The sequence below is a fragment of the Flavobacterium sp. TN-1 genome, from assembly GCF_052828645.1.
Genome location: NZ_CM128253.1, coordinates 1,385,126 through 1,399,382, shown reverse-complemented (window position 1 = coordinate 1,399,382; position 14,257 = coordinate 1,385,126). Strand labels below are relative to the sequence as shown.

General features: G+C 31.6%; 18 protein-coding genes. All 18 read right to left on the bottom strand.

Translation table 11 applies throughout. The features are described from left to right. Positions 1–969 precede the first annotated feature (969 nt). Positions 970–1,983, bottom strand: coding sequence for a hypothetical protein (locus ACUXZJ_RS05980; protein WP_446196020.1), 1,014 nt, complete (start codon positions 1,981–1,983; stop codon positions 970–972). Next, on the bottom strand, positions 1,970–2,305 hold the full coding sequence (locus ACUXZJ_RS05975; RefSeq protein WP_446196018.1) for a terminase gpP N-terminus-related DNA-binding protein: 336 nt from the start codon (positions 2,303–2,305) through the stop codon (positions 1,970–1,972). Before ACUXZJ_RS05975 ends, ACUXZJ_RS05980 begins: the two co-directional genes overlap by 14 nt. A gap of 501 nt (positions 2,306–2,806) precedes the next feature. Next, positions 2,807–3,724, bottom strand: a complete 918-nt coding sequence (locus tag ACUXZJ_RS05970; protein WP_446196016.1) for a hypothetical protein — start codon at positions 3,722–3,724, stop codon at positions 2,807–2,809. 47 nt (positions 3,725–3,771) lie between these two features. Continuing rightward, positions 3,772–4,131: a hypothetical protein gene (locus ACUXZJ_RS05965; RefSeq protein WP_446196014.1), complete on the bottom strand. Its 360-nt coding sequence runs from the start codon at positions 4,129–4,131 to the stop codon at positions 3,772–3,774. Positions 4,132–4,346: 215 nt separating this feature from the next. After that, entirely contained in the window at positions 4,347–4,550 is a 204-nt protein-coding gene (locus tag ACUXZJ_RS05960; protein WP_446196012.1) for a hypothetical protein, read from the bottom strand. After that, complete coding sequence (locus tag ACUXZJ_RS05955) at positions 4,551–4,850, bottom strand: helix-turn-helix domain-containing protein (RefSeq protein WP_446196010.1); 300 nt, start codon at positions 4,848–4,850, stop codon at positions 4,551–4,553. 3 nt (positions 4,851–4,853) lie between these two features. Then, complete coding sequence (locus ACUXZJ_RS05950) at positions 4,854–4,979, bottom strand: hypothetical protein (protein ID WP_446196008.1); 126 nt, start codon at positions 4,977–4,979, stop codon at positions 4,854–4,856. Beyond that, positions 4,979–5,185, bottom strand: coding sequence for a hypothetical protein (locus ACUXZJ_RS05945; RefSeq protein ID WP_446196007.1), 207 nt, complete (start codon positions 5,183–5,185; stop codon positions 4,979–4,981). Before ACUXZJ_RS05945 ends, ACUXZJ_RS05950 begins: the two co-directional genes overlap by 1 nt. Positions 5,186–5,187: 2 nt before the next feature. After that, positions 5,188–5,514 (bottom strand): hypothetical protein, encoded by a 327-nt coding sequence (locus tag ACUXZJ_RS05940; RefSeq protein ID WP_446196005.1) that lies wholly within the window; start codon positions 5,512–5,514, stop codon positions 5,188–5,190. A 20-nt stretch (positions 5,515–5,534) separates the two neighbouring features. Further along, on the bottom strand, positions 5,535–5,819 hold the full coding sequence (locus tag ACUXZJ_RS05935; protein WP_446196003.1) for a hypothetical protein: 285 nt from the start codon (positions 5,817–5,819) through the stop codon (positions 5,535–5,537). Between the two features lie 25 nt (positions 5,820–5,844). Then, positions 5,845–6,018: a hypothetical protein gene (locus tag ACUXZJ_RS05930; RefSeq protein ID WP_446196001.1), complete on the bottom strand. Its 174-nt coding sequence runs from the start codon at positions 6,016–6,018 to the stop codon at positions 5,845–5,847. Positions 6,019–6,283: 265 nt separating this feature from the next. Continuing rightward, positions 6,284–6,685 carry a hypothetical protein gene (locus ACUXZJ_RS05925; protein WP_446195999.1) on the bottom strand — a complete coding sequence of 134 codons (402 nt, stop codon included), beginning with the start codon at positions 6,683–6,685 and terminating at the stop codon, positions 6,284–6,286. Continuing rightward, complete coding sequence (locus ACUXZJ_RS05920) at positions 6,685–7,371, bottom strand: hypothetical protein (protein ID WP_446195998.1); 687 nt, start codon at positions 7,369–7,371, stop codon at positions 6,685–6,687. Before ACUXZJ_RS05920 ends, ACUXZJ_RS05925 begins: the two co-directional genes overlap by 1 nt. 38 nt (positions 7,372–7,409) lie before the next feature. Then, positions 7,410–7,628 (bottom strand): hypothetical protein, encoded by a 219-nt coding sequence (locus ACUXZJ_RS05915; protein WP_446195996.1) that lies wholly within the window; start codon positions 7,626–7,628, stop codon positions 7,410–7,412. Between the two features lie 147 nt (positions 7,629–7,775). Continuing rightward, complete coding sequence (locus tag ACUXZJ_RS05910) at positions 7,776–8,486, bottom strand: hypothetical protein (protein WP_446195994.1); 711 nt, start codon at positions 8,484–8,486, stop codon at positions 7,776–7,778. 300 nt (positions 8,487–8,786) lie between these two features. Continuing rightward, positions 8,787–10,535, bottom strand: a complete 1,749-nt coding sequence (locus ACUXZJ_RS05905) for a DUF885 domain-containing protein (protein ID WP_063743632.1) — start codon at positions 10,533–10,535, stop codon at positions 8,787–8,789. Between the two features lie 44 nt (positions 10,536–10,579). After that, the gene (locus ACUXZJ_RS05900) at positions 10,580–13,288 is read right to left on the bottom strand and encodes an AsmA family protein (protein ID WP_060383394.1); all 2,709 of its coding nucleotides are present in this window, start codon (positions 13,286–13,288) and stop codon (positions 10,580–10,582) included. Positions 13,289–13,324: 36 nt separating this feature from the next. Then, entirely contained in the window at positions 13,325–14,191 is an 867-nt protein-coding gene (locus ACUXZJ_RS05895; RefSeq protein WP_060383395.1) for a pseudouridine synthase, read from the bottom strand. Positions 14,192–14,257 lie beyond the last annotated feature (66 nt).

Genomic DNA, 14,257 nt, shown 5'->3' with positions numbered 1-14,257 from the left:
ACCGACCTAATCCAGTGCTGAACCAATCCAGTGCGAACCAATGGACTGCTGAACGTGGGAACTGGCAACCAATCCAGTGCTGAACCGAGCCAATGCGATGCTGAACCGACCCAATCCAGTGCTGAACCAATCCAGTGAGAACCAATGGACTGCTGAACGTGGGAACTGGCAACCAATCGACTGCTGAACCGAACCAATCCAGTGCTGAACCAGTGGACTGCTGAACGTGGGAACTGGCAACTAATCGACTGCTGAACCGAACCAATGCGATGCTGAACCAATGCGATGCGAACCAGTGGACTGCTGAACCGACCTAATCCAGTGCTGAACCAATCCAGTGCGAACCAATGGACTGCTGAACGTGGGAACTGGCAACCAATCCAGTGCTGAACCGAACCAATCCAGTGCTGAACCAATCCGATGCGAACCAGTGGACTGCTGAACGTGGGAACTGGCAACTAATCGACTGCTGAACCGAGCCAATGCGATGCTGAACCAATGCGATGCGAACCAGTGGACTGCTGAACCGACCCAATCCAGTGCTGAACCAATCCAGTGCGAACCAATGGACTGCTGAACGTGGGAACTGGCAACCAATCCAGTGCTGAACCGAACCAATCCAGTGCTGAACCAATCCGATGCGAACCAATGGACTGCTGAACGGTGGAACTGGCAACTAATCGACTGCTGAACCGAACCAATCCAGTGCTGAACCAATCCGATGCGAACCAATGGACTGCTGAACGTGGGAACTGGCAACCAATCGACTGCTGAACCGAACCAATGCGAACCAGTGGACTGCTGAACTTTTAAAAACCCACTTTTTGACCTAAAAAACGGCTTTTTTTGTCCTTATTTTCTACCCATTCAAACAACAATACATTTAAAACTCTAAAAATCAATGATATAAATATATAAATTCGAGTTCCTTTAGGACTATACAACACAAAAACGCACAAAAAAACCGCCTTATTTTGGCGGTTCGTTTTCAAGTGTTTTTATTTTGCTGTCAATCTCTTTTAAGTGTTTTTTATAGTTGCTTAATAGTTCCCTTTTACTTTGTTTTCGTAATGGAATTTTAACGCTAAAACCCCACTCATTAGCTTTAATTTGCAAATCCCTTAATTTTTGCGTTTTCGTTGGTGGCTTTGGTTTTAATCCTTTGACTTTCAAAAGTCCGTTTTCAAAATCCTGCAAACATTCACAAATCAATAAATTTAAATATTTGTTTATTGCGTTTTTGCCGTTGGTGGTTGTATAATTGAATTTGTCAAAAACCGCCTTTTGATTATTCGATAAAATCCAAAAATCATTTTTTGAGTATTCTAAAAATAAATCAAAATCAAATCCTTTGTATTTGAGGTTAAAACCTCGCTTTTTTATGATTTCGTACAAATAGTATTTAGTCATCAAACTATTTTTATTTAGCTTTTTATCGACTTCAAAATAAAACCTTATGCACTTTATCAAATCGGTTTCATTTGGTGCGGTTTGTTTTATGGTGCTTTTGTACTCTAAATTTTTAAAGTAAAAATCTTTGTCGTTACCATTTTTAAAGGTTATTTGACCGCTACGAATTGGAATTTTACAAAAAGTTTCTAAAATTATCTTTGCCACGTTATAGGCTTTGCCGTTTATAGTGATTTTACCCTTTGTAGGGGTTAAATTTCGCTTTGTAGTGGTATTATACCCTTTACCGCAATTGGTAAGATACAAACCGCTTATTTTGGTTTTCTTAAAACCCTGCTTTTGAAGTTCACGAATTGAAACGCCTTTTTTAACTGGTGGCTTTGGGTTCGCTCCTTTGGTTTTGGTGGCTTTTGGCTTTGTTTCAGTCATTAACTTTTGTAAATCATACATTTTGCCGTTAAACCTTACTTTGCCGTTTGTGGTGGCTGTAATTTCACGCTTTGCGCTTTTGTGCCACGCTTTGCCCTCGTTTGTTAAATACAATCCTTTGACGTTGGTTTTATTTAGTTCCATTTTCTCGCTCCAGTTTTGCAGTGGTTAGATAACGCCATATTGTGGCGGTGCTTTTATTTAGTAGCGTTGCAATTTCTTTGTAAGTTTTGCCACTTACATACAAATCCAGTGCTTTAGTATGTATTTGGTTCGTTTCTCTTAATTGTTTCCAGTTTTCGGCAATTTGCCATTTTTCAATGGTTCTAACTGGTGCGTTAATCAATTTGCTGATTTCTTGCAGTGTTAAACCTATCAAATAATAACGCTTTGCACTGGCTTTGTCATCGAGTGTATAAGTGTTCCTTTGCTTTGGTTCGACTTGCTTTTTTTTCGTTTTTTTCATTATAAGGTATTTTTGAATTTTAGGGTAATTAAAATGATACTAAATAGTCGTTATTATACGGTAAACGGTAATTTTAGTAAGGGTTTTGTAATAGGGTATTTTTTGAAACATTTTTAAATCATTTCGGAATATACACCCCCCTATCAAAAAATTTCACTTCGGAAGCCTCTGTATAGATAAAAAAGGGGTTTTTATACTGATTTTAGACCTTTTTTATATTGTTTTGGCTGGTTTTCAATTCTTTAGACCTGAAAAATCAATAATAAGCGTACTTTTTGAAATACCTATGCAAAAACCGTATATTTATGTACCATTTTAGGGCAAAAGTTCCATTTTTTCGACCTTTTTTATTTTTATGCCTTTTTAGTCGGTTTACTGTATTGTGTTTGTTAAGGTTTTACGGTTACTTGCAGTCTATCGACTGTATATGACAAGCTACCGAGAAAAAAAAATAGGACTTTATAACAGTCTTTTTTTTCAAAATATTTTATCAATAAATATCTATACATTGCAGTAGTTTTGCGTATTTCTCTGTTTTTCAACACTATAACACTTCGCCCAAATAGTATAAATCAAAGTATTTTGTATTTTGTAATCGTATTTGTTTGTATTCCAGTTGCTTATAAAACTTTCTATACTCCTATGTATTTTTATTGTTATCGCATTTTCTTTAAGTAAATTATTATATTTTTTTCGTGTTGGTTCTATGCCGTATCTCATCAATTCTTTAGAGAGTTCTATCTTGCTTTTGTGCGTTCCTTTGGGAGCATCAATATTAAAATCAAAATTGAGTTTATCCCACTTGTTAAAAAAAACATTCCGTACTTTGGTTAAATTAGTATCTGTAAAAAAATCTAACAAATACGTTTTCTCTACCTTTCTTAATTCTGATTCGATTCTTAAAATATTTACATCGGTTCTTATTATTCCACGTTTATTTTTTATTTCAAAAAGTTTGTCATAAGTCTTAAAAACAACTTTTTTATTATTATCCCTTTCAGTGGTTAATACTCTTTCTTTTCTGTATTGAGGGTTTATGTATAATTTTTTTTCTGTAATACCCTCGCCAATACTATGCACATTGTTTAAAATCTCTATAACATCAAAATCAAAGTTTAAATTCATACCCACCTCATAATGATTAACAACCATATTTAACGGCTCAAATCCTTTATTTTCAATCAATTTAAAAATAGTTTCTTTGGCTTGGTGCATCGTAAAACTGTCAAAATTCGAGCTTTTCCCAGTTTTCAAAAACGAGTGATATTTATGTAAACTTCCCTCTACTTTCAAAGTGTTATTTTTGTCAATACCTATATAAAAACCGCCCTCTAAATCCTTAATCTTGCCATTCTCATAAAACCTAAAACCGTCCTTTTCGTGGACGGTTAGACGGCTTTTTGTTATTATGTTTTTCATTTCCGCATCATTTAGATTCTTCTTTGAAAATCTTATAAAATCAATCATTAATTATTGTTTTTCTCAATTTCAAATATCTTAATACTATGGTTCAGTATCTTTTGTAATTTGTTTTCAAAAATGTGTTTTTGTTCGTCAATCAAAAATTCCATTTCATTATTATAATGCTTTGCGTGATTCTCAAATATTGCAGTAAAACCGCCTTTGTAATTATATTTACAGTCTTTTATTTCTTCGACAAACTCTACAATTTCTTTAATTATGTCAAAGGCTACCGTTTCTATTTTCGCTTCTAAAATTTCGGTTTTATTTTTGGTTGTTTGGCTTGTTACTAATTCGGTTTCTTTTTGGGTAATGTTCGCTATTTCTAAAAACAGTCTGCATTTATCCAGTTTTTTATTTTTCATATTGCTTTTGCCTTTTGTATTATTTACTATATTTGCAGTACTTATAACTGCAATAACACGTTATTCATTTGTAAGTATTTCGTTAAAGCCGTCCTTAAGTAAGACGGCTTACATAACCGCCCTTAAGTAAGGCGGTTTTTTGTTTTAAGTAAGTATTTCGTTAAAGTTCCCTTTGTGTTCCGACTTGCAAAACCGCCCCTATTCGTCTGTTATTCCTATGCTATCCCTGTGGCTGTATCTGTAAAATAACTATATCCAACCTGATAAAATATGTTTTTCCAACCTTTGTTGGTTCGCAATTTTAAAGCGTTTTCATAAGTCATTTTAGTTTTTACAACCTTATCGCCTTTGATACTTACCACCTCTATAATGGTATCTTTTGGCAAAGTAAAAACATTACCTATCTGTTTTTTTGCCACTTAATTACTTTCTGTTTTCAATCGACTTTCTAAAAAGTAATCTACATCAACACGCTTAACAAGTACCTTGCTATACTTTTCGGACTTCATTCGCACTGGCTCTAAAAACCCCTTTTCTATGTAACTCTGGAACGTATTACGGCTACATTTCAACAACTCGCAAACCTCTTTAGGCGTTAAAAATTCGCTTTTATCTTTGCCCTTTATTTCAAGCAAACTTTTAGCGATACTTTGCATTTGACTTTTTAAGTCCGTCCATTCCGTTAGTGGCACTGTAATAACTGCTATATTATTATCCATTGTTTAAATAGGGTTTAAAGTTGGTTTAAACGAAAATCTAAAAACCACTTTGTTAAACATTTTAACTCTAATCTGAACCATTGCACCGCTCAAATTATATACTTTCTGAATACTTAATATTGCTTTCATTATATTGGATTTTTTTTGTTAAACTCTACATATTCATCAAAATAGCCTTTTTCTAAAATGAAAAAATAAACTTTATTTTTGCAATTTTTTTCTATTTCAAAATCTTTATTCAGTTGGTTTACTCGTTGCTGTAAGTTGTCAATAACTTTACATTGTTGCTTTACAAAATTTGGTAGTTCAGTGTTATTTGTCGTTTCTGTACTCATTTTTAAAGGTTTTCGATTTTAGTAAATACTTCTTTGTTACCCTCTTTTTTGATTAACAAACTATCTAAAAACCCCAGTTCGTTAGTTGGAAGTAGTTTTTTTCCAATTTGTGCCAAACCGCTACACGTTGCTAAATCCCTTTCTTGACCATTAAAACCGATAAACTCTATTGCATCAAAAATTATTCTTAAGGTTGTATCTATATCGTCAAAACTCTCATAAGTAACTATTTTTGCAACTGGTTGTTTATCCCAGTCGCTAAACTCTAAATGTTTTGCAATATCAATAAGTGCGTTTGTGCTGTATTCTCTAATAGGTTTTGTATTCATCTTGTAAGTATCTCGTTAAGTTATTTTTTGTTTTTGTGCGTTGGTTTGTGGCTCTCTATGGGTTCGTTATTCCAGTCATTCGCTTTGTCTTTTGCCGTCAAAATAGCGTTTTCGTATTCGTGTTCGCTTTGATAGTTTCCTGCTATTTTATTGCAAATTTGCAACTCGAAACGCTCTAAATTTGCCTTTGCGTTTTGTAGTTCCAGTTCTTTGCTTTGGACTTCAAAAGTCAAGGCGTTTGCCATTTTTCCGAGCCTTTTAGTGGCGTGGGTGCGTGTGGGTAAAAATTCGCTCCAGTGTTTCATAATGTAAGTATTTCGTTAAAATTGGTTATTTGTCATTAAATGACGTTTTGGCACTTTGGCACTTTGTTAAAATTAATCTCACTTTGTCAATATCTTTCTTTTTGGCTCTTTCCGTTTCCAGTTCCTGTATTAGTTCCTGTACGTTGGTTTCAAAACCTTTCAATTTTTCAAAGGTTTTTTCATAAACATTCTTTGTCATAAATCATTATTTTTCAGTTGTTTAATAGATTGCAATTTTGCATTTTCGAGTATTGCAGTTACATTTTTACTGTTAAAATGAAATTGCAAAACCTTTGTTATTTTGCTTTCGTGTTCCTGTATCTCATTTAAAATAATTTCGGTTTGCTGTCTATCTTCATAATGAAGTTTTAAGTTACGATTGCAAATAATTATCTTACTTGTTAGGCTTTGCACCTCCCTTTTATCGACCGCTAAAAACTCGCTCCAGTGCTTCACGCTTATAGCTATTTTTGTTTGATTAATTCGCTTAAATCGTTGGTTTTGGTATCGTTTACTATAAAGTTTTCAATACCAGTTAAAAATATTTTTCTGTAATTATCAACCGTTTGAGGGGTTTTTAACACATCTACACCCTGATAACATATACAGTCTATTTCGTGGTTTAGCCAATCCCAAAACTCTTTTTTATGGGTTATTCCCTTGCTGTTTGGGTGCGTGTTTTCGGTTTCCATTTTACACCCAAAATCAAAGATTATATTATTAAAATCCTCGTTTGATAATTGCATTAACTGTAATGCTTTGGCTCTAAACTCTTTTTTTGTTTTGGCTTGAAATTCTAAAAAAGGTATGCCATCTATTGTAATAATTACACCGTTTTCGGTTTGAACTTTTACTAATTTTTCCATTACTCCAATCGTTTTCTATTGTTATCAAATAAATTTAGTTGCTCATATTGGTTTTGAAGTTTTTGACCTGCTGAAATTTCGGCTTTTCCTAAAATCAAATTATTCAAAGTTTCTTTTCTCTTTTTGGCTTTGACTTCTAAAAACCTCATTTCTTTGGCACTTTCACGAGTGATATTTTTAACGGCTTCGTACCGTTCGGTATCGGTTATATCCTCCTGTGTGAGTAGTATAATTTGCTTTTCTTTGAGTGCAGTGGCTTTTTTTTGGTTTATAAGTGCTTGTCTTACTTCGTGTGCTATTGGCGTACTGCTTTGCAAAGTCAAATGATAAGCCATATCAAAAGTTAGTGCAAATTCCTTTTTTTGATAACTTCTTTTTTGTGGCTCATCTGTGGGATTGTTTTTGTCGTTTTCGATTTCAACATTGACATCCGTGTCATTGTTTTTTTGATAATCCCCATAAAAATCATCATCATTGTCAAAGTTTTCAAATTTTGCTTCATCATCAAAGACGAGCGTTTCAACTTTGCACCAGTCCGTATTTTCAAAAAAATAGGGATTGTCTTCTATGTTCTTTTTTGTCCATCTGTTAAATTGACCCTGTGCATAACCTAATGCGTTATACAATTTTCTTGCATCGATTGGCTGTTTGCCCTCGTGGTCTGCTGTAATAATCTGTAAATCCATTTTCTCGCTTTATTCGTTAAGTATTTCTTCTTTTCGCTTTATGCACTTGCAACCGCTTGAAGTTTTCCTATTGCAGTGGCTTTTTTCTCTTTATAAGACTTCAAATAATCCGCTGTAAACTCTATAAGTTTTAAGTTTTCTTTTGTTTCTACACCACGTAAAAACCGCTGTACAGTGTCGTAGTTTACACCGCTCATTTTTGCGATTTCTCTACCCGCTCCGTTTGGTAACTGTTTTCTAATTTCTTTAATGTCCATAATAATTAAATTTGTGTGTTTAAAAATAGACAAACATTAGTATTTAAAATTTGTCTTGCTTAAATATTTTTGCAAACATAAATAAATTATTCTAAAATTAGACATACATTTTTAAAATAATTATAATACTTTAAAAATGTGTGTCCGTTAAATTGCGTATTTCTCTGTAATTGAAAGGCTTATTGTATCCTCGAAGTGTTGTAAAAGTTCTTTGTATTTTTCTAATAGTAGCTTATTTCGTTTTGAACCGCCTAAAAACCATTTGAATTTATCAAAAGACCTATAAAAATACATTCTATTTATATCCTCTAAAGTTTCGTTAATGTTGGTTTTGCAATTATTCTCTATTAAAAATTTCTTTAATTCATTTTGGTTTTGATTAGCAAAAAAATCGTATAACTTGATATTTGGGTACAAATCCGAGCCTTTAAATAGATATGAACTTAAATTAATCCCTGCTTTATTGTTTTCTTTATTATAAAATCTAACGGTTTTTTGAAAATTAAAAACCTCAATATCAATATCATAAATATTAATATTTTCGGTAAAATTAAAGTAAGCCGTTATAAAATGTGTGTCAAAATCTTTCAATTCACTTATTACTAATTCCGTTATTTTTGTTAGTGTGCTAATTTCTTCATTAATCAAACTTACATCGTCATTATCCTTTGAGTTTATAATATCCTCAAAATCTTTTTCGCTATAAAATTCATTTAAAGCAATGGATTTTACACGTGTATTTTGTCTGTGTGCCGTTAATAGTGCGTACACTGAATAATAACTAGCACCATTAATTACATAAGGTTTTAAGTTAGTATTTAAAAAATGTTTTACGGTAATCTTACTTTTTTTGCTCATAACTTTACTATTTAAGTATTTCGTTCGTGCGAAAATAACAAAAAAGTTTCTTTTTTTATCAATACTTATCAATTCATATCAATAGGCACAAAAAAACGCCTTATTTCTTGTCTTTTTATTTGTAATCAATATAAATTAGTGTTTTTTACTAATTTTCTACCCATAACAAAAATATAGTGTTAATTAATTGATTTTCAGTGTTTTATGAAATTTAATTCACTTACTGGAGGTACCACTTTAAAACCACTAATGTTAGTGGTTTTTTTATACAATAAAGCCAGCAAATGCTGGCTTTATTGTTTATTGTTCAATCCATTTTTGAATTTTAGCTTCTAATAGATCTAACGGCAAAACTCCTGATTCTAGAATTTTTTGATGAAAAACTTTAATTTCAAATTTATTTTTTAATTTATCTTCTGCTTTTTTCCTTAATTCTAAAATTTTTAATTGTCCCACTTTATAAGATAGTGCTTGTCCAGGAACTGCCATATAACGTTCTATTTCAGAAATAATACTTGCTTTACTTTCTGCTTCGTTTTCTAATGAGTATTGAATAGCTTGTTCACGAGTCCATCCTTTATAATGTAATCCTGTATCTACAACTAAGCGAATAGCGCGATGTATTTCATTTCCTAACATGCCAAAATATTGATACGGATCTTGATATAATCCTAAATCTCGACCTAAACTTTCAGCGTATAAAGCCCACCCTTCTCCATAAGCTCCAAACCAATTAAAACGTCTAAATTCAGGAAGTTTTGTATTTTCTTGTTGTAAAGCTACTTGAAAATGATGGCCTGGTATTGCTTCGTGCAAGAATAAATCTTCATCTCCATAATAATTATATTTCATTACATCAGGAATGGGTACATAAAAAACCCCTGGACGCGAGCCATCTATGGCTCCTTGTACATATTCCGCACTAGCTGTTTTTTCTCTAAAGGCTTCTACTCTTCTAACTTCAAAAGGTGTTTTAGGTTGTAATGAAAATAATTTATTTATGTTTGGTTTTATTTTTTTATGAATTGCTTTAAAATTCATAATTACTTGCTCTGGCCTTACAAACGGCATTAATTCTTTTTTGTTTCGTACATGATCAAAAAAGGCGAGCATATTTCCTTTAAAACCTACTTGCTTTTTTATTTTTTCCATTTCTTTTTTTATCCTTGCTACTTCTGACAAACCTAGTTGATGTATTATTTCTGGTGATTTATTTGTTGTTGTCCACATTTTAGTGTATACTCTGTATAGTTTATCGCCATTAGGCAAACTTCCTATTCCACTACTATTTCTTGACGCAGGCAGATATTCATTACGTAAAAAATGAACCATTTTTCTATACTGTGGAATTAATTTATTTTGAACCGATGAACTAAAATCTTTCTGTAATTGTTTTTTTACATTTATAGACAAATCATCTGGCATTTTTTGCACAGAGGAGTAAAAGATATTATCTTGTACCTTATTAGTAATTTGTTCTTCAAATTGGGGAATAACTTTAAGTGTTAATGCCTTAGGCAATACCGTTTTTTCTTTTATTCCTTTTCGCATATATACAATGGCCGAGTCAATCCAAATGCTATAATGATCTATCCGTCTTAAGAAATTTCTATAATCTTTTTCATTTTTAAAAGGCTGGGCGGCTGTTCCGCTTGCAAATTGAGTCATTGTTAGGTGGGTTCCAAAAAACTGATGCAAAGGCATTAGGTTTGCAGGGGTTTTCAGTAGCTCGTTCAAAATGCCTATTTCCCATTTTATAATATCATAACTAAGTTGATCTTCTTCTTCTAATGATTCGTAACGAATTAATTTTAATTCTTTTTTATATTTATTTACAAAATCAGTTTGTTTTTTACGGTAAGAATCTGTCATTTCAAAAACAAATTGATCATTATATTGTTTTTGTCCATTTAATGTAGCATTCAAAGGTTCTAACTCATTTTTATCTTGAAAATAAGTTTCTACTAGTTTATTAAAATTCTTTTCATCATTTGATTTACAACTAAAAAGGAAAAACAAGCATCCTAAAAAAAGAATATTTTTTTTCATTAAATTGATTTTTAAGTTATTGTGAATATAATAAAAAAGAGGAATTATTCCCCCTCTTCTTTGTACTGTTCATTTTCTAATCCATTTACTTTAGATCCTAATCTTATCTTAGGTTTATCTTTCGTTCCTTCTATTTTTAAAGGAATTCCAATAATCCCCATTGGAGGTAATCCAAGACGCATTTTTATAGCAAGCCTACCATCTAAACTAGTAGTTCCTTCTATACGTGGACGAAATCCTGCAATTTTAAATTTAAAACGATCTATTTCCATTAAGTTGTTTTGGATACATGTTTTTATTTCAAAGTCATTTACTTCTCCTGAATCAATACCACTATGTCCTGTTGAGTTACTAACAGCTTTAAGCAATTTGAATCCATTTAGTTTTACTTTTTTAACCCCTACAATACCTCCTCCTTGTAAAGAAGGAAAGACGGGAAACATATCATCATTTAAAATTCCTTTTAATTGATATTTTAAAGAAATAATTCCTTCAGCATTAGCCGCTGCTGTTGCCATTTCTCTAAATAACTTAATTTCTTTGTAAGCTTTTTTAACATCTAGTTCCTCTACTGACAGGTCCATTCCAAACGCAGCTTTTTTAGACGTTTTTGCTTTATAATTACCTGCAAATAGGATTGGGCTATCTATTATCTGACAAGAACCATTGGCAATTGTAATTTCTCCATTTTTTAGCTTTGTTTTTCCTTGTAAACAGTTAATATTTAGATCATCAAATAAAATCCTATCTACTGAGGTTTCAAAATCTAGGTCTAAATTTTTAGGAAGCATTACAACTCCTTTTGCATCTTTTGTTTTATTAGGTGTAGCACTTACTATGGGCATCATCCATTCATTAACGTTTAGATAGGGTGTTTGTAACTGAAACTGTCCTTTTAAGATGCCTTTATTGTGTGTTAGAAAATTCACAACATTTTGCACATATCCGTTAAATTTCAACTGACTATGTCCGTATTTAGCGTTAAAGTTTGTAAACCGTAGCTGATCATTATTAAAAGCAAAAAGACCTTTTGTTATGTAAAATGGCAATGGGAGGTATTCTGAAGTCGTTTTTACATTTCTTAAATAAAATTGTCCTTTATTTATCAACTTATTATAACGTCCTGCTTGTGCATCGCTTTGTTTTCCTTTTAAATAAATGGCTCCTTGAGCAAACCCTTCAATTGCATGACCTTTTACACCTAATACTTGATATATTTTCCCAAAGTTAATTCCTCCATTAGCACTTACTTGGTATTTAGCATTAGTCAGATCAAGGATATTGGCTTTTAAGGTCAATGGTTGTCCTTCAAAGAAGAAACGCAAAGGTTTTATGATTACTTGTGTTGTTTGTAGATTTTTCTTAACATTTAAATCTATTATAGCGTCTATTTTTTCAATAGGATTTGGATAGAATGGTGTTTTTAGATAGCCTTTTTTTAACTTACAAGACACTTTAGTTAAGGGGAGTTTATTTTGCTTTGTATCTAATACACCTTGTATATTTAGGTGTGTCTTAAGATCTCCTTTTAATTCGTAATTAGGCAAAAAACCAACTGCTTGATTTAAATATCTCAAATCTAAATCAGCATTTAAATGAGCATTTATCTTAGGCTTAGAAAGTCCTTTTGTTTCTAGTTTTCCTTTTAAATAACCTTTTCCTATTCCAAAACGAAGTACGGGAATTTTAACAGACAATCGTTCTGGATTTAATTGAGGTAATTCAATATGTAAATCGGTATTAAATTCTTTTAAAGGAAAAGGAGCTCCGTCATATTGAATGAATCCTTTTTTTAGATTCAAATCAAGCTTCATATCTGGTTTTTTATTTTGATCTGTTATAAAATCACCTTTCAAAGAAAGTACTGCATTGGTAATTCCTTTTAGAGTTGTTTTTTCCATCCAGGTAATTAATTTAGGTGGCAATGCGGTAAAAATATCTTCTAAATTACTATTTTGAGTTTTAATCAAAAAATTCATTCTATAACCGTTCGGTAAAAAATCAAAATTACCTGTAAAATCTACGGGTAATTTATTAATCATCAAATTATCTTGTTGAAAAACAAATGCTAATGACTGTGTATTTACTTTAGTAATTAAATCTGCATCTACTTTTTTGTTTTTGAGATATTGTTCTCCTTTAAAGACAAAATCAAAAGCTTCAATGCTTGCCTTTGTTTTTATTTCGAATATTTTATTTTTAAGGCTTCCATTTCCAAAATAATCAAAACCTAACGCATCAACAATTACTTTAGCTGAAGCATCATTATATTTTATATGGGCATTTTTGATGGCTATTTGTTTTAATTCAATAGACGTATCTTCTTCTTTTTTTACGGGATCATTTTTTTTACTTTCGTACACATTGTAATTAGCATGACCATTCTTATCAACTAAAATATTTATTTCTGCATTGTCTAAAAATAATTTATTGATATGTATTTTTCCTTTAAAAAGTTCTTGAACATCAATACCAAAAGCTATTTCTTCTGATTTGATTAAATTATTTTTTTCAAATGGTGTTGCGCCTGTTAATTGAAAATCATCAAATGATAAAGTTAATGCAGGAAAATGCTCAATAATAGAAAGATGTGCATCAGAGAAATTGATATTTCCTTTTATATGCTCGTTTGCATAATCTTTTACTTTTTGGGTGATAAAATTAGGAAATAAAAAAGGCAGACTAATGATTCCTAAAACAATGAATAATCCTCCTATAATTACCCATTTTATCTTTTTAATATAGTGTAACATATATTTATTCAAAAAGCCTCTAAAAGAGGCTTTGGTTTACATATTCTTTAAATTAATTATTTCTTGATTGGTTAAAAATCTCCAATTTCCACGTGGTAAATTCTTTTTTGTTAATCCAGCAAACACTACGCGATCTACTTTTAAAACATTATATTCTAACGATTCAAATATAGAGCGGACAATTTTCACGTTAGCTGTTTTTATTTGCAAACCAACTTCTGATTTTGGGGCATTCTCTACATAAGACACCTCATCTACCATTATTTTATGTTCATTTATATATAATCCTTTTTGGATTTTTTCTAAATCTTCGTATTTTAGGTTGCGATCTAAAGTAACTTGATAAATTTTAGGAGAACGCTGATTGGGTTGTGTGAATTTACGAACCATATCGGTATCATTTGTAAACAATAATAACCCTGTAGTCGTTTTATCCATACGTCCAACAGCTTGTAACTTGGCTTTAGTAACACCTCTTACTAGATCTAGAACGTTGTTAGCGTGTAAATCTTCTTCTTTTGAGGTAGTAAATCCTTTTGGTTTGTTTAACAAAATGTATTCTTTTTTTTCTGGAGACACCACATTTCCGTCAAAATTTACAATATCATTTACTTTTACCTTATATCCCATTTCTGTTATTACCTCTCCATTTACCTTTACATTTCCTGATTTTATATAAATATCAGCATCTCGTCGTGAACAAATTCCTGAATTAGAAATATATTTATTTAAACGAATCTCTTCCTCTTCTAATGAAACAACAGGTTTTGGTTTACGTTCAAATTTAGGTTTGCCATTTGTAAAACTTGATTTATTAAAATTAGGTTTAGCATTTCCGCCTTCTCGTTTACCAAAGGTAGGTTTCGTATTCGATCTTTTGTTATTTCCTCTTCCTTTTATCATCGCGACTATATTTTTTTTGCAAAGATAGTCAGTAAATTAGAATTTTAAATTCTGTAAACAGAAATA